Below are 17,268 nucleotides of genomic sequence, written 5' to 3'. Positions count from 1 at the left end.
GCAGTCTCAGTCGCGCGGCAGCCGCGCCCTGAGGTACGGGGCGGGCCAGTAGTCGATGTCGACGCCCAGCTCGTGGGCGGCGCGCAGCGGGAAGTGCGGGTCGCGGAGCAGCTCGCGGGCGAGCATCACCGCATCGGCCCGGCCCGAGGCCACGACGTCCTCCGCCTCCTGCGGGGTGGTGATCAGCCCGACGGCCGAGACCGGCACCCCGGACTCCCGGCGCACCTCGGCGGCCAGGGGCACCTGGTAGAGCGGCCCGACCGGGATGCGCGCGCCCGGGCTGTTGCCACCGCTGGAGACGTCGGCGAGGTCGGCGCCCTCGGCCGCGGCCCAGGCCGTGACCGTCGCGGTCTGCTCGGCGTCGAAGCCGCCCTCGACCCAGTCGGTGGCCGAGAACCGCACGAAGACCACCCGGTCAGGTCCCGCCTCCTCGCGCACCGCGCGCACGACCTCCAGCAGCAGGCGGGCGCGGTTCTCCAGGCTGCCGCCGTACTGGTCGTCGCGCGTGTTCGACAGCGGTGAGAGGAACTGGTTCAGCAGGTAGCCGTGGGCCGCGTGCACCTCGAGCAGCTCGAAGCCGGCCTCCACCGAGCGCCGGGCCGCGGCCCGGAAGTCGTCGACGACGCCCGCGATCTCGTCGAGGGCGAGTGCGCGGGGCTCGGCGTAGTCGCCGAAGGCCAGGGCCGAGGGCGCGACCGTGGGCCAACCGCCCTGCTCGACCGGCACCGATCCGCGCTCGTCGCTCCAGGGGCGGAAGGTCGAGGCCTTCCGGCCGGCGTGGGCGAGCTGGATGCCGGGGACGGCGCCCTGCGAGCGGATGAACGCGGTGATCCGGGCGAACTCGTCGCGCTGCGCGTCGTTCCAGATCCCCAGATCCTGCGGCGAGATGCGGCCCTCGGGCGAGACCGCCGTGGCCTCGGTGATCACGAGTGCGGAGCCGCCGGAGGCGAAGGAGCCCAGGTGCACCAGGTACCAGTCGTTCGGCATCCCGTCCTGCTCCTCGGCCGAGTACTGGCACATCGGCGCGACCCAGATGCGGTTGCGGAAGGTGGTGGAGCGGATGGTCATGGGGGAGAAGAGAGCGGAGGCCACGCTCCATTATCCCCGGTCGACCGGTACCCCGGCCTATCGTGAGGGGATGAGCGAATCACCCTCCGCCGACTGGCGCGACTGGAACGAACTGGCCGCCTCGGAGTGCATCCGGGTGCCGGCGAAGGACGACGACAAGTACTCCCGCGGGGTGCTCGGGATCGTGACCGGATCGGCCGAGTTCCCGGGCGCCGCCGTGCTCGGGGTGGAGGCCGCGGTGCGGACCGGGCTCGGCATGGTGCGCTACCTCGGCGCCGAGCGGGCGGCGGACTTCGTGCTGCAGGCCCGCCCCGAGGCGGTCACCGCCGAGGGCCGGGTGCAGGCCTGGCTGATCGGTTCCGGGATGAGCGCCGAGACCAGGACCGACCGGGAGACCGAGCTGCTGGAGAAGGCGGTGTCCGGGGGCGAGCCCGTCGTCGTCGACGCCGGCGCCCTCGACCTCGCGGACCGGATCGCCGGACCGGGGGTGCTCACGCCGCACGCCGGCGAGATGGTGACCCTTCTTGCCGCTTTCGGCATCCGGACCGACCGTGCGGCGGTGAGCGCCGCCCCCGAGGAGTTCGCGCAGCGCGCCGCCGACGCCACCGGGCACGTGGTGCTGCTCAAGGGCAGCGTCACGCACGTCTGCGGGCCGGCCGCCCCGGACGGCAGCCGGGCCGCCGCGCGGGTGCTCGCGCCCTCGAGCTGGGCCGCGACGGCCGGGTCGGGCGACGTGCTCGGCGGAATCGTCGGCGCCCTCGTCGCCACGCACGCGGACGAACTCGGCGAGGAATCCGGGCTCTCGGGCCAGGAGCGCACGCAGCGTCTGGTCGCCCTCACGGCGACCGGCGCCTACCTGCACGCCTGGGCGGCGGAACGGGCAGCCGATCGGGGGCCGATCGCCGCGAAGGACATCGCCTTGGCGGTGCCCCGGGTCGTCGCCCGCCTGGTCAGCGGCTCGGACTGACGTCCAGCTGCACGTCGAGATAGGCGGTGTCGTCGACGCTGAGCCCGCCGATCTCCGGCAGCGTCATGCCGAAGGCCGACAGATCGACCGGGATCGAGCCCTGGATCGTGCCGGAGGAGGAGTCGAAACTGAGTCGCCCCGTGGCCGCGACGGGGTTGCTGATGCCGCGGAGGGTCAGCGTGCCGATGATCGGCACCGTCTCGACGGCGGTCTGCCCGTTGTCGGAGGGCGTGTCAGGGAGGGTGATCGGCTCGGTCAGCACGAAGGAGGCCATCGGGTTGCCGCCGGTCGCGAGCACCAGGGCGCCGAGCAGGGCGTCGCGGGAGTCGCCGCGGCCGGCCAGCGTCGAGAGGTCGACCATGAACTCGGCATCCGTCACCCGGTCGCCCGTGATCGCGACGATGCCGGTCAGGTCGGAGGTGCTGCCCGTGACGGTCTCGTCGTCGGTGGTCGAGACCCGGTAGCCGAGGGTCGAGCTCGGCTGCAGCACCCAGGTCTCGCTCCCCGGGTCGGGGGAGAGCCCGGTCTCCGGCGCGTCGAACACCGTCGGCACGACCTGCTGCACGCTGGCCGAGGTCTCCGAGGCGAGCGTGCGCCCGAGGATCGGCAGGGCCACGACGGCGACGGCACCGACCGCAGCGACACCCAGCATGAGGGCGACGCTGTACTTCACGGGATTGTTCACGACGGGGCTTCCGGATCGGAGCGGACGTTCCATCAAAGCAAGCGAAGGTGGTTGGCGCCTGGGAGGCGCCGCAACGACAGCTGGGTCCGCGACGACGTCCGGCTCCTCACCGACACCGCGGAAGGCGATCACCGGCCTTTCAGAGCGTGCCCAATAGGATGACCCTCGTGCTGACACGCGTAGGACGACTCGCTGCCATGCCCGTGGTCCTGTGGCTCGCGTTCCTCGCCACCCACCTCTGGCTCGGCTACGACGGTCTGAACCACCCCAACCTGCCGTTCGGCGACGTCACCAACGTCTACCGCCCCTGGGTCGAGCAGTCGCTCGCCGGGTTCCGGTTGGGCATCGACGGTCCCTGGGTCTACCCGATCCTGGCCTTCATCCCGATGCTGGCCGCCATGATCCTGGGCGCGGCGAACTACGGCATCGGCTGGATGCTGATGGTCACCCTCGCCGACGCCGCCGTCTTCGCGTACCTCGTCGTGCGGGCGCGGTCCGACGCCGAGACCGGCACCCGCCGCATCGTCGCGGCCTGGTGGTGGCTCGGCATGCTGCTCTTGATCGGCCCCGTCGCGGTGGGCCGGATCGACATCTTCACGGTCGACCTCGTGATCGCGGGCCTGCTGCTGGTGCGCACCCGCCCGGCCGTGGCCGGCGTGCTGCTCGCCCTGGCGACCTGGGTGAAGGTGTGGCCGGCGGCCATGGTCGCCGCCGTCGTCATCGCCGTCCGCCGTCGGGTGCGGGTCGCCGTGGCGGCCGGCATCACCCTCGTCGGCGTGGCCGCCGGGGCCCTGGCCTTCGGCGCCGGGATGAACGTGTTCAGCTTCGTCACCGAGCAGACCGGCCGAGGCCTCCAGGTCGAGGCGCCGGTGTCGTCGATCTGGATGTGGATGGCCTACGCGGGCGCCGAGACGCGCGTCGGCTACGACCTCGACATCCTCACCTTCCAGGTCTCCGGCCCGGGCAGCGAGTTCGCCTCCTGGCTGATGACCCCGCTGCTCGTGATCGCGGTCGCCCTGGTGCTCGTGCTCGCCGTGATCGTGGTGCGCCGCGGCACCTCCTCGGTGGTCGTGCTGCCCTGGCTCGCGCTGGCCCTGGTGACGGCGCTGATGACCTTCAACAAGGTCGGTTCGCCGCAGTTCATGGTCTGGCTGTCGGCCCCGGTCATCCTCGGGATCGTCACGCAGGGGCGCCGGTTCTTCGCCCCCGCGATCGTCGCCTTCGTGATGGGCGCACTCACCCAGATCATCTACCCGATCGCCTACGACGAGGTCATCGGGCTCGACCCGGTGATGCTCACCGTGCTCACGCTCCGCAACCTGCTGACCGTCTCGCTGTTCGTGTTCTCGCTCGTCATGCTGTGGCAGAGTAGAAAGACATCGAGAGAGGTGGCTCAGGATGCTGGTGGCGTTTTCGGTCGCACCGTCGGGCGGCCCGTCGGCCGCCTCTGACGCGGGCGTGCACGACGCGGTGGCCGCCGCGGTCGCGGTGGTGCGCGCATCCGGTCTGCCCAACTCGACCGACTCGATGTTCACCACGATCGAGGGCGAGTGGGACGAGGTCTTCGACGTCGTCAAGCGCGCGACCGAGGCCGTGCAGGCCTACGGGTCGCGGGTCTCGCTCGTGCTGAAGGCCGACATCCGGCCGGGGCACACCGGGGAGCTCACCGCGAAGGTCGAGCGGCTCGAAGAGGCGCTGGGGCGCCGCGAGCAGGACTGAGCCGGCGCTGCTGCAGCAGCGTCGCCGTCGCGCAGCGGACAGGCCGAGTCAGGCCGGGAGGACGTCGTCCTCGAAGTCGTCCGCGCTCTGGTTGCCGAGGTACTCGTCGCGGGGCAGCAGGCCGTCCTGGATCGCGCGCTTGCGGAGCGCCACCTTCGTGCCGACGTCGATACCGACCACCCGGTACTTCTCCCGGATGCGCTTGAGGTACGACTTCGCCGTCTCCTCCGAGATGGCCAGCGCCTTCGCGACCTGCTTGACGGGTTCGCCGCCGCCGTAGAGCGCCATCACCCGGCGTTCCTGGGCGCTCAGCCGCGGCGCGGCCTCGAGGTCGTCGGCCGCGAGCGCGAGGTCGAGCTCGGTGGAGATGAAGCTGTCGCCGACCGAGGCGGCGCGGATGGCCTCGACGATCATGTCGGCCTCCTCGCTCTTGACCAGGTAGCCCAGGGCGCCAGCGGCGATCGCCTCGCGCACGACGACAGGCTCCGAGTAGGTGCTCATCAGCACGGTCTTGACGCCGGCCGACTTGAGCGCGCGGAGCTTGACCGAGACCGGCAGGTTGTCCTTGAGGTCGAGGTCGAGCAGCACGACGTCGACGGGGAACTCCGGATGCGTGAGCAGCTCGGGCCAGGTCGTGACGGCCGCGACCATGGTGATGTCGTCGGCGGCGCCGCGGATCCACTCCGTCAGCGCCCCCAGCAGCATCCGATGATCGTCGACGATGGCCAAGCGGATGGGCTCGCGGGCGATGGTCACCTGGTTCCTTCCTCTGGCCGGGATCACCGTGAGGCGTCCGGCACGACAACGTGGGCGTCGACACCGACCCGCAACCTGCCGGTCCGGGCCTCGACCGAGTACTGGCCGACACGCGAGAGAGCCGACCAGACAGCCGGGTCGACGCGACGGCGCGGGAGTCCGCTGATCGAGACGGCTATCGGGAGCACCATCCTACCGTCAGGCGCGGGCCGGCCCCGGGTTCCCGCGCGCCCGATCCCGAGATCGATGGCGGGCGTGTAGCGACCGGATTCGTCGACGATCAGCCAGAGCGCCGAGAGCAGTCCGTCGCGCTGGCCGGGTGCGAGGTAGGCGGCGAGACCGTCGTGGTCCTCGAGCGTCACGACGGGGCCGAGGTACTCGGACTCGGTGATCGCGTGGTGCAGCCAGGTCTCGCGCCGGCCGGCGACGAGCACCCGGCGCAGGTCGGTCGCGAGCGCGGAGGCGGTCGTCGCCAGCGAGCGGTCCAGGGGCAGCGGCGCCTTGCCGGTCGCCACGTCCTGCAGCAGTTCCTCCGCGGCGAGGTCGAGCCGGGCGAGCTCGGTCGAGGCCAGCAGGCCGAGGCCGTAGCGCGGGGCGCTGATGGCGCTCTCGGCCACCGTGCGGTCCAGCTCCCGCTGCACCAGCCCGCCGAAGGATCTCACCACGACGATGCCGGCGATCACCGGCACGATCGTGAGCACGAGCTGCGAGACCCCCACGGCCGGATCGGCGACCCCGAGCACCGCGAGCACGGCGATGCCGACGACGGAGACCGCGGCGAGCCCGACGGTGGCGGCCACCACGATGTGGATCGGCCGCAGGGTCACGCAGGCCAGCAGGGTCGCGCCGATCCCGATGCCGGTCGTGACGTAGTCGGCCGAGGACGGACTGCCGATCAGGGCGGCGTAGTCGAGTGCCAGCGCGACCGCGTCGGCGCCGAGCACCGCGGCGAAGGCCACGGGCGGCAGCATCCCGCGGTTGCGGCGCGCGATCATCACGGCGGCGCCGAAGGCGAGGACGACGATCGCCCAGCCGGCGAGCGAGAGCAGCCGGAGGTCGTTCGAGGGCCAGGTCCAGGCGAAGGAGACCAGGCCCCGCGCGATCAGGATGACGCCGACGATCACCGCGCCGATGCCCAGATAGCCGATGCCGAGCCGGGAGTCGCGCTCGATGTCCTGCCGCACGGCGTCGACGGCCCCGGGGCCGAGGCGACGGGCCCGGACCAGCTGGGTGAGCATCCCGGGCTCGGCGGCACGGTTGCGCGGGCGGAGTCCCGGAGATCGGGGTTCGCCGTGACTCTGGCCGCCCCGGCCGCCCGGCGCGTTCACTTGGGCACCTCGAGCACGACCGTCGTGCCGGAACCGGGGGAGGAGAACAGCCTCACCTTGCCGCCGACGTCACGGATGCGCGCGATCACCGATTCGGCGAGACCGAGGCGCCCGACGTCGACCGCGTCGAGGTCGAAGCCGACGCCCGAGTCGGTGACCATCGCCCGGACGGTCTGGTCGTCCTCGGTGATGGTGACGTCGGCGGAGCCCACCTCGGCGTGCCGGCGCACGTTCTCCAGGCACTCCGAGAGCGAGAGCAGGAAGGCGTCGAGCACGTGACTCGGCAGCAGGATCTGGCCGCTGCCGTGCCAGGCGACCTGGAGGCCCATCCGGCCGAATCGCTGCTTGACCGACTCCAGGGTGTGGCCGAGATCGCTGGTCTCGACCGGTTCGAGGGTGTAGCCGCCCGACGATCGCGGCATCGGCGTGCCGCCGAGCCGCAGCTGACGGAGGAGGCGGGCGTCCTCGCCGGCCTGGTTGCGCATCGCCTCGGGCTGCACGCCGATGCCGGAGTGGGCGAGCAGGGTCAGCGTGGCCAGCACCGTGTCGTGCAGCAGGCGGGCGCCGTGCCGACGCTGGGCCTCCATCTCGCTGGCCTGCCGCTCGACGGCGTGGGCGCGGCCGAGCCGGGCCATCCCGACGAAGGCGCGGCGGAGGCTCGCCGAGAGCCAGGTCGCCGTCACGAACAGCGCCACCCAGCCCACCACGATCGAGGCGATGACAAAGGCCGCGCGGCCGGTCTGCCAGGTCGCCGCGGTCGCCAGGGCGAGCACCGGCAGGTAGCCGGGGATGACCAGCCAGAGCAGCCGCGCCGAGGTGGCGAGGGCGGCGATGAGCGCGGGGATGGCCGTGGAGGCGAAGAAGGTCAGGCCGGTCGCGGTCGCCACATCCATCGGCGCGGTCGAGGGCAGGAGGAAGGAGGCCAGGGCTGCGACGCCGACCAGGTAGGTGACGCCCGGCCAGACGACCGAGCGCGAGTTGCCCAGGAAGTAGTAGCACACGGCGGTCAGCGACATGAGCACGAGGCTGGGGGCGTAGTCGGGAAGCCTGGTCCAGGTCGCCGCGCCCACCGCGACGATCGAGGAGATCGTGAAGGTCAGGCCGAGGTCGCGTGTCGTCCTGCTGAGGAGCTTGCGGCGCTCACGATCGGTGCGGGGCACCCTCGCATGATATATCGCACGTGATCGCCACGCTGTCTGCCCCCTGAACTGGGGCGGGACAATCCTCGACATCTGTCGGTAACTTGGTGGAAGACCAGGGGGGAATTGGCCGGGGGTCGTCGACGAGACGCCCCCGGCCGCATTTGTTTAAAGCCCCGTCACCGGGCTAGGTGCGCGACGGGCTGGCCTGCGAGCAGCCGGGCGATCTCCCGGCCGACCAGGTCGAACTCGATCAGGAATCCGTCGTGGCCGAACTTCGATTCGATCACCACCGGCCGGTCGCCGTCGATGTTGCCGGGCAGGTGCCGGGCGATCAGCTCCTGGTCGTCGACCGGGAACAGGCGGTCGCTGTCGATGCCGACGACGAGCGCCTGGGCGCGGACCCCGGCCAATGCCGCCGCCACCCCGCCCCGGCCGCGACCGAGGTCATGGGAGTTCATCGCCTCGAGGAGGGTGATGTAGCTGTTCGCGTCGAAGCGGCGGGTGAACTTGTTGCCGTGGAAGTCGAGGTACGACTCGACGGCGAAGCGCCCGCCGCCGCCGAGCGGATCGATCCCGCTCTGCCAGCTGCGCTCGAAGCGGTCGTTGAGCTCGGTGGGGCTGCGGTAGTTCAGCAGCGCCATCCGGCGGGCGAGGGCGAGGCCCTGGTGGGGGCCCTCGCCGTCGGGGGCGTCGTAGTAGTCGCCGCCGTGGAACAGCGGATCGGTGCGGATCGCCTGCACCTGCACCGAGTTCAGGGCGATCTGGTCGGCCGAGCTCGCGGCGGGCGCAGCGATCACGGCGATCCGCTCCACCTCGTCCGGGAACTGCACCGCCCACTCGAGCACCTGCATGCCGCCCATCGACCCGCCGATCACGGCGGCCCAGCGGTCGAGCCCGAGCTCGCCGAGCAGGGCGTGCTGGGCGCGCACCTGGTCGGCGATCGTGGTGAACGGGAAGCGGGCGCCCCACTCGGCACCGCTGGGGGCGATGGAGGAGGGGCCGGTGCTGCCCTGGCAGCCGCCCAGCATGTTGGGCGTGACCACGAACCAGCGGTCGGTGTCGATCGGCAGTCCCGGCCCGACCAGCCCCGGCCACCAGCCGTCGGTCGGATGCCCGGGCTCGGCCGGGTGGTTCAGGTTGCTGTCGCCGGTGAGGGCGTGCAGCACGAGGATAGCGTTGTCCCGACGCGGCGAGAGCGTTCCGTAGGTCTGGAACGCCAGCCGCACCTGCGGCAGGCTCTGTCCGCTCTCGAACCGGAACGCCCCCACCTCGGCGAACCGCCGCCGCCCCACGGGATCCCCCTCCCGCCACGCCCCCGACGCCGGCGGCTTCCCCAGCACCGACCGCACCTGCGCCTCGGTGACGAACCCGCTGGGAACCGTGTCCTCGTTGGTCTGCCAATCCATCTCTGTTCCTTTCCGCGCCGGTCCCCGCCCGGCGCGGGCGACATGTGCGCGTGCCGTCGCGAAGCGCGGCCTGCGGTCGTGCTTCGCGGCGACGCGCTCACCCTGGGTCATCGAGTACGGCCCGCAGCATTCCTTTCCGTCCCAGATCTTCTTGAGTGGTGGAATGCTGCGGGCCTTTTTCGTTTACCCAGGGTGAGGGCGAGGCCGCGAGAGCGACCTCACCCGAACATGTCGCGTCGCGCCGGGCAGGGACCGGCGCGACCCGGGAGACGCGCGCGAAGCACGCGCCTCCCGGCAGCTAAACAGCGTTCGCCCGCACGGTCTCGCGCGCCGCCGCCAGGCCCTGCTCGAGGTCGGCCTTGAGGTCGTCGATGTTCTCCAGGCCCACGGAGAGGCGCACGAGGCCGGGGGTGACCCCGGTGGTGAGCTGCTGCTCGGGGGTGAGCTGGGAGTGCGTGGTCGAGGCGGGGTGGATGACCAGGGAGCGCACGTCGCCGATGTTGGCCAGGTGGCTGAACAGCGACAGGCTCTCGACGAAGGTGCGTCCTGCATCCACGCCGCCCTTCAGCTCGAACGAGAGCACGGCGCCGACGCCCTTGGGGGCGTACCTGTTGGCGGCGGCGTACCAGGGGCTGGTCGGCAGCCCGGCGTAGTAGACGGTGGCGATGTCCTCGTGCGCATCCAGCCACTCGGCGATCTCCTGCGCGTTCTGCACGTGACGCTCGATGCGCAGCGACAGGGTCTCGATGCCCTGGATGAGCTGCCAGGCGCTGGCCGGGGCGATCGAGGCGCCGAGGTCGCGGAGCAGCTGAACCCGCGCCTTGATGATGTAGGCGATGCCGTCGCCGAGCACGCCGGTGTAGCTGGCGCCGTGGTACGACGGGTCGGGCTCGGTCAGGCCCGGGAACTTCTCGACGTTCTCGGACCAGGCGAACTTCCCGCCGTCGACGATGATGCCGCCGATCACCGTGCCGTGCCCGCCGAGGAACTTCGTGGCCGAGTGCACGACGATGTCGGCCCCGTGCTCGAGCGGCCGGATCAGGTACGGGGTGGCGATCGTGTTGTCGACGATCAGCGGCACGCCGCTCTCGTGGGCGACGCCGGAGACGAGCGCGATATCGAGGATGTTGATCTTCGGGTTGCCGATGGTCTCGGCGAAGAACAGCTTCGTGTTCGGCCGCACCGCGCGGCGCCACTCGTCCGCGTCGTCCTGGTCCTCGACGAAGGTGGTCTCGATGCCGAGCTTGGCGAGGGTGTACTTGAAGAGGTTGTAGGTGCCGCCGTAGATCGACGACGACGACACGATGTGATCGCCGGCCTGGGCGATGTTGAGCACCGCGAAGGTCTCGGCCGCCTGACCCGAGGCGACCAGGAGCGCCGCCGTGCCGCCCTCGAGCGCGGCGACCCGCTGCTCCACGACGTCCTGCGTGGGGTTCTGGATGCGCGTGTAGATGTTGCCGAACTCGGCGAGCGCGAACAGGTTCTGCGCGTGGTCGGCGCTGTTGAAGACGTACGACGTGGTCTGGTAGATCGGCGTCGCACGAGCGTTGGTGACCGGGTCGGGCTGCGAGCCGGTGTGGATCTGCTTGGTCTCGAACTTCCAGTTCGCGGCGTTGTCGGTCATCATCATCTCCGTCGTCGGTGAATCGGGGCTGGTGGCAGCGTACGAGCGGCCCGGAGGCCGGTCAACGCACCAGGTCTCGCGGCGTAACCTTCGGTCATCCGATGCCCGGATTCCGCACTAGCGTTGACGATACGCAAAGGGGCCGGGGAGGTCCCGGCCCGGGGAATGAGGGACGCGGATGAAGCGCGCGGTTGTCACAGGGGCCAGTTCGGGGATCGGGGCGGCGACGGTGCGCCTGCTCCGGGAGCACGGCTGGGCGGTGGTCGGTGTCGCACGCCGGGAGGACCGGTTGCGCGAGCTCGCCGAGGAGACCGGCGCGGAGTACTTCGTCGCCGATCTCACGAAGCCGGAGGACGTGGAGGCGCTGCGCGCCCACCTCGAGGCGACCGGCGGCGTCAGCACGCTGGTGAACAACGCCGGCGGCGCCCTGGGCCTGGACTCGGTCGAGAACGGCTCCGACGACGACTGGCGCTGGATGTACGAGATCAACGTGCTCGGCGTGCGTCGCGTGACGAGCGCCCTGCTCCCGCTGCTCCGCGCCTCGGTCGAGCCGGGCGGCGCCGCCGACATCCTGACCGTCTCCTCGATCGCCGGGCACATCTCCTACGAGGGCGGCGGCGGGTACAACGCCGCGAAGTTCGCGGTGCACTCGATGCTCGACGTGCTGCGGCTGGAGCTCTCCGGCGAGCCGATCCGGGTGCTCGAGATCGCCCCGGGCATGGTGAAGACCGAGGAGTTCTCGCTCAACCGCTTCCGTGGGGATTCGGACAAGGCCGACTCGGTCTACGACAACGTGCCGAACCCGCTCACCGCGGAGGACATCGCCACCACGATCGTCTCGACCCTCGAGCTGCCCCCGCACGTGAGCCTGGACCTCGTGGTCATCAAGCCGGTCGCGCAGTCCGCGGCCTATAAGGTGGCGCGCGGCGAGCTCCGAGTCAAGGAGTGACGTCGGCCCTAGCCTGGCCCGCCGCAGCGCCGGCGGCCGCCGCCGGCACCACGTCGGCGTCGGCGAAGGCCAGCTTGGGCACGAAGAACAGCAGCACGCCCGCGACCACCGCGCCGCCCGCGCAGATCGACCAGACGATCAGGTAGCCCGAGAGGCTGGATGCGGTGGCCGTGACCGCGGTCGCCGCCCCCTGGAAGAGCACGACGGCGAAGATCGCCGAGGCGAACGAGCCGCCGATGGTCTTGGTGGTGTTCGTGAGCGCGGCCGCGATGCCGGTCTGGCCCGGGGGAGCGGCCGCGGCGGCGGCGGCCGGCATCGCGCCGACCAGCGCGCCCGACCCCAGACCGGCGATGGCCATGTTGAGGACCACCTGCCAGGTCTCGTGGTGGAACGGCAGGAAGAGCCCGTAGCCGAGCGCGACCAGGAACGTCGCCCCGATCAGTGCCACCCGCGGGGTCGTCCAGCGCGAGACGAACGGGAACAGGATCGCACCCACGATCATCGAGACCAGGTACACCCCGACCAGGTTCGAGATCTCCGAGGAGTCGAGCCCCAGCCCGTAGCCGTTGATCGGATCGGTCCCGGCGAAGGTGCTGAGCGGCACCTGGGCCCCGAGGAGGCTGATGCCGATCAGGCCGGCCGTCAGCTGCACCGGCCACATCGTCGGCTGCCGGAGCACCCGGAGGTCGATCGCGGGATCGGGCTGCCTCAGCTCGAACGCCCCGAAGGGCAGGAACATCAGGGCGCCGAGGGCGATCAGGGCCCAGACCCACCAGGTCTCCGGCCCGTTGACCCGGAGGAAGGTCAGGCCGCTCGTGATCAGCAGCAGGGCGAGTGTGAGCAGTGTGAAGCCCACCAGGTCGAGCTTCCGGCCCGGGAGCGGCTTCGATTCGGGCACGCCGAAGAGGATGACGAAGAACACCAGGGTGACCGCGATCGCCGGGACCATGAGGGTCGGCGGCACGTTCTTCCCGAACGCCTCGAAGACCCGGCCGCCGGCGAGCGCCCCGATGATCGCGCCGGCCTCGAGGGCCACGACCAGGAGGCCCGCCGCCCGCCGCGTCTGCGAGGCCGCGCGACCGGTGCGTCGCCCGCGGTCGAAGATCAGGGCGACCTCCAGCGGCAGCCAGACCACGTAGAAGCCCTGCAGCGCCCAGGCGATCAGGAAGCTGGTGAAGTCGCCGGCGGCCACCAGCCACCAGCTCGCCGCCGCGGTCAGCACCGTCGCGACCAGCAGCATCCGCTTGTGGCCGACCATGTCGCCGAGCTTGGCGAGCACCGGCACGACGATCGCCGAGAGCAGCAGCTGGGCCGCCTCGAACCAGTTGAAGTCGGCGTCGCGGATGCCGAGATGCTTCACCAGCTCGGGGATCAGCGGCACGTAGTACCCCTGCAGGATGCCGCTGGTGATCTCGACCAGGAACAGGAAGCCGATGAGCGACGCCGTCACCCCCACGGCACCGCCCCGCAGCGACGAGAGACGACTCGCAGTTGAGCTCATGGGGTGATGCTAGGGCACCGGAACGCGCTCGGTCGTGCGATCGCGTTTCCGGTAGCGTTCCGTGTATGGATTCTGACCTCGAGACCACTGACGACCAGGCGGAGGCCGCGACCGCGCCGGAACGGGAGGTGCTCGGCTGGCTCGAGTTCGGCGACGCCTCGCGCTCGCTCGCCCGCGACATCGTCGAATCGGGCTTCGTGCCCGACTTCGTGATCGCGATCGCCCGCGGCGGCCTGATCCCGGGCGGCGCCCTCGCCTACGCCCTGGGGGTCAAGAGCTGCGGCAGCCTCAACGTCGAGTTCTACTCCGACATCGAGCAGACCCTGCCCGAACCGATCATCCTGCCGCCGCTGCTCGACAACGAGCCCCTGATCGGCAAGAACGTGCTGCTGGTCGACGACGTCGCCGACTCGGGTCGCACGCTCGCCCTCGTGGTCGACCTGCTGCAGAAGCTCGACATCACCGTCAAGTCGGCCACCCTCTTCACCAAGCCCCGCTCGGTGATCGCGCCCGACTTCCACTGGAAGGAGACCGATCGCTGGATCGTCTTCCCGTGGTCGGCACACCCTCCGGTGAGCGCCGAATGAGCATCCATCTCGTCGGAGGCGGCTGGCCCGTCGAGGACGACGGCGCCGTGTACCGGCTGTTCTTCGAGGAGATCACGGCCCGTGCCGAGGCGGCGGGCCGGCTCGAGGGAGCGCACCTGGCGATCGTGCTGGTGCGCGACGGCGACGGCCCGGACAAGTACTCCGAGCTCGTCGCGGCCTTCGAGCAGCTGGGCAAGATCCAGCCCGTGGCCGTGCTCTCACCCGAGAACGCGCCGATCGACCCCGCCGCGTTCGCGGATGCGGACGGCATCGTCGTCTGGGGCGGCCTGACACCGGCCTACCGCGAGTCGCTCGCGCCCGCCTTCCTCGAGCTCCGCCGCCTGGTGGCCTCGGGGGTGCCCTACCTCGGGTTCTCGGCCGGAGCGGCCCTCGCGGCCGAGCGCGCGATCGTCGGCGGCTGGAAGATCGACACCGTCGAGATCGGCATCGAGCACGCGGCGGAGGATCTCGAGCAGCTCACCGTCGCCGAGGGCATCGGCCTGATCGATCTCGCGGTCGACGTGCACGCCGTGCAGTGGGGCTCGATCTCGCGACTGATCGCGGCGACCGAGGCGGGCGTCGTCGACGGCGGTGTCGCGATCGACGAGCACACGGCACTCGTGGTCGGCGAGGGCCCGCTGCAGGTGCTCGGCCGCGGCAGCGTCTGGAAGGTGACACCGGAGAACGGCAGCGTGCGGGTCTCGACGGCGGGAGCCGGCGCCAGTTGACGAGGCCTCGATGACCGGGCTCTCCCTGCCGCAACTGGCCGGGACCGGGCAGCTCGACCCCGGCTGGGCCGAGGCCCTGGCCCCCGTCGGCGAGCGGATCGCGTCGCTCGGCGAGATGCTGCGGGCCGAGAACGCCGCCGGGCGCGGCTACCTGCCCGACGGCCCGAACGTGCTGCGGGCGTTCCGGGCTCCGCTCGCCGGGGTGCGGGTGCTCATCGTCGGTCAGGACCCGTACCCGACCCCCGGGCACCCGATCGGGCTCTCCTTCGCGGTCGAGCGCCACGTCCGGCCGCTCCCGCGGAGCCTGGTGAACATCTACCGCGAGCTCCAGGACGACCTGGGCATCCCGCCGGCCCCGCACGGCGACCTGAGCGCCTGGGGCAACGCCGGTGTCATGCTGCTCAACCGGGTGCTGACCGTGCAGCCGGGTGAGCCCGGCTCCCACCGGGGGCGGGGCTGGGAGGAGGTGACGGATCACGCGATCCGCACCCTCGTCGCCCGCGACCGTCCGCTCGTCGCGATCCTGTGGGGGAAGGATGCGGCGCGACTGGCGCCGCTGCTGGAGAGCACGCCGGTGATCGAGTCCGCGCATCCGAGCCCCCTCTCGGCCCGCCGCGGCTTCTTCGGCTCGAAGCCGTTCAGCCGGGCCAACGCGCTGCTCGAGGAGCAGGGCGCCGAGCCCATCGACTGGACGCCCCGCCTGCCGGCGTCTGGCTAGGCTGGAACCATGTTGGAAGAGGAGTACCAGCCGCGTCGACAGCTGCCCCGCGAGCTCCGGCCCGCGACCGGCGAGAAGCCGCCGCTGGAGGTGCCGTTCGAGTACGTGCTCCGGGATGCGACGGAGACCGACCTCCCGTACATCCGCGAGATCTACAACCACTACGTCGCGAACACCGTCGTCACCTTCGACGAGGACGCGATGACGCTGAAGGAGTGGCGGCACAAGTTCGCCTGGACCCAGAAGCAGAACTATCCCTTCCTGGTCGCGCTCTCGCCGACCGGCACCCTGCTCGGCTTCGCCTACGTCTCGGCCTGGAAGCAGAAGGCGGCCTACAGACGGACCGTGGAGGACTCCATCTACCTGGGCCCGGCGGCGACCGGCAAGGGCCTGGGCAAGGTGCTGCTCGCCGAGCTCATCGACCGGTCGAAGAAGGCCGGCATCAAGGAGATGCTCGCGGTCATCGCCGACCAGGGCGCGGATGCCTCGATCCGGCTGCACGAGGGCTTCGGCTTCAAGGAGGTCGGGCGGCTCGGCCGGGTCGGCTTCAAGTTCGGGCACTGGCTCGGCACCGTGCTGCTGCAGAAGTCGCTGAAGTAGGACCGGGATGGTCGAGATCCACGAGCTGAGCGCGCTCGAGCAGTACCGGCTGATCCAGCGCCGCGAGCTCGGCGTCCGTGAGGCCGCCGAGCACTACCTCGAGCGGATCGAGCGGCTGAACGGCGAGCTCGGAGCGTTCTTCACGGTGACCCCGGATGCGGCGCGCTCCCGCGCCGACGCGCTCGACGCCGCCGACGACCGGTCGGCCCCGCTTTTCGGTCTCGTGACGGGGGAGAAGGACCTGGTGCGGCGCGCCGGTGTGCGCACGACCTTCGGTTCGCGACTGTTCGCCGATTTCGTGCCCGAGGAGTCCGACGAACTGGTGCGGCAGCTGGACGACGCCGGGGTCGTGAGCCTGGGCAAGACGGCGACCCCCGAGTTCGGCCTGCCGAGCTACACGGAGGGCCGGATCGGGCCGCCCACCCGCACCCCCTACGACCTCTCCCGGGGCGCGGGCGGGTCCAGCGGGGGAGCGGCCGCCGCGGTGGCCGCGGGCCTGGTGCCCTTCGCCCCGGCGTCGGACGGCGGCGGGTCCATCCGCATCCCGGCCGCCGCCTGCGGCCTCGTGGGGCTGAAGCCCACCCGCGGGCTCGTGCCGGCCGCCTCGGGCCAGGAGTCGCTCGCCGGCCTCGGCGTCGGCGGCCCGATCGCGCGCTCGGTCACCGACGCGGCCCTGCTGCTCGACGGGATGATCGCCCGGCGCGGCGACCGCATCGTGCACCACTTCGCGCTCCGCGCTCCCGAGTACGACGACGGGCTGTTCCTCGGCGCCGCCATCCGCGGCGAGGGCCGGTTCCAGCTCGGCGTGACGACGAGCACGCCGTGGTCCGACTCCTACGACCTGCCCCTGGACCCGGAGGCGGTCGCCGCCTTCGACCTCGCCCGCGACGGCTTCGCGGCCCTGGGTCACGGAGTGGAGGAGTTCGCGCTCGAGCCGGCCCCGGAGTACGCCGAGGCGTTCCGCGTGATCTGGCAGGTGGGGGCGTCGACGATCCCGGCCGAGGGGGAGGCCGAGGAGCTTCTCGAACCGCTGACCCGCTGGCTGATGAACCGGGGGCGGGCGATCCCGGCCTCCGAGCTCGCGCGCGCCCTCGCGACGCTGACCCGGTACGAGCGCTCGCTCATCCGGCAACTGGACCGGTACGACGCCGTGCTCGTGCCCGGGATGACGATGACCCCGCGCCCGATCGGCTGGTACGACCAGGAGGACGGCGAGGAGAACTTCGCCCAGCAGGTGCGGTACACGCCCTACACGTCGTTCGTGAACGTGAGCGGCCTGCCCGCGATCAGTCTGCCCGTGCACCGCACGCCGGAGGGGCTGCCGATGGCGGTGCAGCTGATCGGGCGCCCCGGCGGGGAGGCCACGCTGCTCGCGCTGGGCCGTCAGCTGGAGCGCCGGCTGCGCTGGGATCTGGTGCACCCGCCTCAGTTCTGAGAGCTTCCGGTCAGGTGTGGCAATCCTAAGTTAGGCATGCCTATACTGATCTCAA

At 71.5% G+C, this 17,268-nt stretch carries 17 protein-coding genes; 9 read left to right on the top strand and 8 right to left on the bottom strand.

What is annotated here, in order from left to right; genetic code table 11:
- Positions 1-6: 6 nt before the first annotated feature.
- The gene (locus tag AC59HU_RS08245) at positions 7-1,068 is read right to left on the bottom strand and encodes an NADH:flavin oxidoreductase/NADH oxidase (protein ID WP_497223487.1); all 1,062 of its coding nucleotides are present in this window, start codon (positions 1,066-1,068) and stop codon (positions 7-9) included.
- Between the two features lie 70 nt (positions 1,069-1,138).
- Between AC59HU_RS08245 and AC59HU_RS08240 the strand changes: the two genes are divergently transcribed.
- A complete protein-coding gene (locus tag AC59HU_RS08240; RefSeq protein WP_497222907.1) occupies positions 1,139-2,035 on the top strand; it encodes an ADP-dependent NAD(P)H-hydrate dehydratase in 897 nt (298 codons plus the stop codon).
- Here the strand turns inward: AC59HU_RS08240 and AC59HU_RS08235 are convergent.
- Complete coding sequence (locus tag AC59HU_RS08235) at positions 2,019-2,720, bottom strand: YceI family protein (protein WP_497222906.1); 702 nt, start codon at positions 2,718-2,720, stop codon at positions 2,019-2,021. The two genes, AC59HU_RS08240 and AC59HU_RS08235, sit on opposite strands and share 17 nt — an antisense overlap.
- A 197-nt stretch (positions 2,721-2,917) precedes the next feature.
- On the opposite strand from AC59HU_RS08235, the gene AC59HU_RS08230 reads away from it, so the two are divergent.
- Complete coding sequence (locus tag AC59HU_RS08230; RefSeq protein ID WP_497222905.1) at positions 2,918-4,171, top strand: glycosyltransferase family 87 protein; 1,254 nt, start codon at positions 2,918-2,920, stop codon at positions 4,169-4,171.
- Positions 4,119-4,439 (top strand): thiamine-binding protein, encoded by a 321-nt coding sequence (locus AC59HU_RS08225; RefSeq protein ID WP_497222904.1) that lies wholly within the window; start codon positions 4,119-4,121, stop codon positions 4,437-4,439. The genes AC59HU_RS08230 and AC59HU_RS08225 overlap by 53 nt, the downstream gene beginning before the upstream one ends.
- Positions 4,440-4,487: 48 nt before the next feature.
- On the opposite strand, the gene AC59HU_RS08220 is transcribed toward AC59HU_RS08225, so the two are convergent.
- From AC59HU_RS08220 to AC59HU_RS08200, 5 genes are all read right to left on the bottom strand, one after another.
- Positions 4,488-5,189: a response regulator gene (locus AC59HU_RS08220; protein ID WP_497223486.1), complete on the bottom strand. Its 702-nt coding sequence runs from the start codon at positions 5,187-5,189 to the stop codon at positions 4,488-4,490.
- Positions 5,190-5,218: 29 nt separating this feature from the next.
- A complete protein-coding gene (locus AC59HU_RS08215; RefSeq protein WP_497222903.1) occupies positions 5,219-6,433 on the bottom strand; it encodes a hypothetical protein in 1,215 nt (404 codons plus the stop codon).
- 86 nt (positions 6,434-6,519) lie between these two features.
- Positions 6,520-7,683, bottom strand: coding sequence for a sensor histidine kinase (locus AC59HU_RS08210; RefSeq protein WP_497222902.1), 1,164 nt, complete (start codon positions 7,681-7,683; stop codon positions 6,520-6,522).
- A gap of 158 nt (positions 7,684-7,841) precedes the next feature.
- Entirely contained in the window at positions 7,842-9,071 is a 1,230-nt protein-coding gene (gene metX, locus AC59HU_RS08205; RefSeq protein ID WP_497222901.1) for a homoserine O-acetyltransferase MetX, read from the bottom strand.
- A 298-nt stretch (positions 9,072-9,369) separates the two neighbouring features.
- Positions 9,370-10,695 carry a bifunctional o-acetylhomoserine/o-acetylserine sulfhydrylase gene (locus AC59HU_RS08200; RefSeq protein WP_497222900.1) on the bottom strand — a complete coding sequence of 442 codons (1,326 nt, stop codon included), beginning with the start codon at positions 10,693-10,695 and terminating at the stop codon, positions 9,370-9,372.
- A 178-nt stretch (positions 10,696-10,873) separates the two neighbouring features.
- Here AC59HU_RS08200 and AC59HU_RS08195 point away from each other — a divergent pair, with 178 nt between their 5' ends.
- Complete coding sequence (locus AC59HU_RS08195; RefSeq protein ID WP_497222899.1) at positions 10,874-11,644, top strand: SDR family oxidoreductase; 771 nt, start codon at positions 10,874-10,876, stop codon at positions 11,642-11,644.
- Here the strand turns inward: AC59HU_RS08195 and AC59HU_RS08190 are convergent.
- A complete protein-coding gene (locus tag AC59HU_RS08190; protein WP_497222898.1) occupies positions 11,634-13,145 on the bottom strand; it encodes an MFS transporter in 1,512 nt (503 codons plus the stop codon). The genes AC59HU_RS08195 and AC59HU_RS08190 overlap by 11 nt on opposite strands.
- Positions 13,146-13,210: 65 nt before the next feature.
- Between AC59HU_RS08190 and AC59HU_RS08185 the strand changes: the two genes are divergently transcribed.
- From AC59HU_RS08185 to AC59HU_RS08165, 5 genes are read left to right on the top strand one after another with little or no spacing between them, the layout of a single operon-like run.
- Positions 13,211-13,732, top strand: coding sequence for a phosphoribosyltransferase (locus tag AC59HU_RS08185; protein WP_497222897.1), 522 nt, complete (start codon positions 13,211-13,213; stop codon positions 13,730-13,732).
- Positions 13,729-14,460: a type 1 glutamine amidotransferase family protein gene (locus AC59HU_RS08180; protein ID WP_497222896.1), complete on the top strand. Its 732-nt coding sequence runs from the start codon at positions 13,729-13,731 to the stop codon at positions 14,458-14,460. The genes AC59HU_RS08185 and AC59HU_RS08180 overlap by 4 nt, the downstream gene beginning before the upstream one ends.
- 10 nt (positions 14,461-14,470) lie before the next feature.
- Positions 14,471-15,178 (top strand): uracil-DNA glycosylase, encoded by a 708-nt coding sequence (locus AC59HU_RS08175; protein WP_497222895.1) that lies wholly within the window; start codon positions 14,471-14,473, stop codon positions 15,176-15,178.
- 9 nt (positions 15,179-15,187) lie between these two features.
- A complete protein-coding gene (locus tag AC59HU_RS08170) occupies positions 15,188-15,778 on the top strand; it encodes a GNAT family N-acetyltransferase (RefSeq protein ID WP_497222894.1) in 591 nt (196 codons plus the stop codon).
- A 7-nt stretch (positions 15,779-15,785) separates the two neighbouring features.
- Positions 15,786-17,213 carry an amidase gene (locus AC59HU_RS08165; RefSeq protein ID WP_497222893.1) on the top strand — a complete coding sequence of 476 codons (1,428 nt, stop codon included), beginning with the start codon at positions 15,786-15,788 and terminating at the stop codon, positions 17,211-17,213.
- The last annotated feature ends 55 nt before the right edge of the window (positions 17,214-17,268 follow it).

This window comes from Herbiconiux sp. 320_LB (genome assembly GCF_059691755.1).
This window is presented reverse-complemented; position numbering and strand designations above follow the sequence as displayed.

Excerpts from the sequence above, each read along its gene's own strand:
- AC59HU_RS08225 (WP_497222904.1), top strand. The coding sequence starts at position 4,119 with ATGCTGGTGGCGTTTTCGGTCGCACCGTCGGGCGGCCCGTCGGCCGCC.
- metX (WP_497222901.1), bottom strand. The coding sequence starts at position 9,071 with ATGGATTGGCAGACCAACGAGGACACGGTTCCCAGCGGGTTCGTCACC.
- AC59HU_RS08245 (WP_497223487.1), bottom strand. The coding sequence starts at position 1,068 with ATGACCATCCGCTCCACCACCTTCCGCAACCGCATCTGGGTCGCGCCG.
- AC59HU_RS08170 (WP_497222894.1), top strand. The coding sequence starts at position 15,188 with ATGTTGGAAGAGGAGTACCAGCCGCGTCGACAGCTGCCCCGCGAGCTC.
- AC59HU_RS08165 (WP_497222893.1), top strand. The coding sequence starts at position 15,786 with ATGGTCGAGATCCACGAGCTGAGCGCGCTCGAGCAGTACCGGCTGATC.
- AC59HU_RS08195 (WP_497222899.1), top strand. The coding sequence starts at position 10,874 with ATGAAGCGCGCGGTTGTCACAGGGGCCAGTTCGGGGATCGGGGCGGCG.
- AC59HU_RS08180 (WP_497222896.1), top strand. The coding sequence starts at position 13,729 with ATGAGCATCCATCTCGTCGGAGGCGGCTGGCCCGTCGAGGACGACGGC.
- AC59HU_RS08175 (WP_497222895.1), top strand. The coding sequence starts at position 14,471 with ATGACCGGGCTCTCCCTGCCGCAACTGGCCGGGACCGGGCAGCTCGAC.
- AC59HU_RS08230 (WP_497222905.1), top strand. The coding sequence starts at position 2,918 with ATGCCCGTGGTCCTGTGGCTCGCGTTCCTCGCCACCCACCTCTGGCTC.
- AC59HU_RS08185 (WP_497222897.1), top strand. The coding sequence starts at position 13,211 with ATGGATTCTGACCTCGAGACCACTGACGACCAGGCGGAGGCCGCGACC.
- AC59HU_RS08190 (WP_497222898.1), bottom strand. The coding sequence starts at position 13,145 with ATGAGCTCAACTGCGAGTCGTCTCTCGTCGCTGCGGGGCGGTGCCGTG.
- AC59HU_RS08215 (WP_497222903.1), bottom strand. The coding sequence starts at position 6,433 with ATGCTCACCCAGCTGGTCCGGGCCCGTCGCCTCGGCCCCGGGGCCGTC.
- AC59HU_RS08200 (WP_497222900.1), bottom strand. The coding sequence starts at position 10,695 with ATGACCGACAACGCCGCGAACTGGAAGTTCGAGACCAAGCAGATCCAC.
- AC59HU_RS08240 (WP_497222907.1), top strand. The coding sequence starts at position 1,139 with ATGAGCGAATCACCCTCCGCCGACTGGCGCGACTGGAACGAACTGGCC.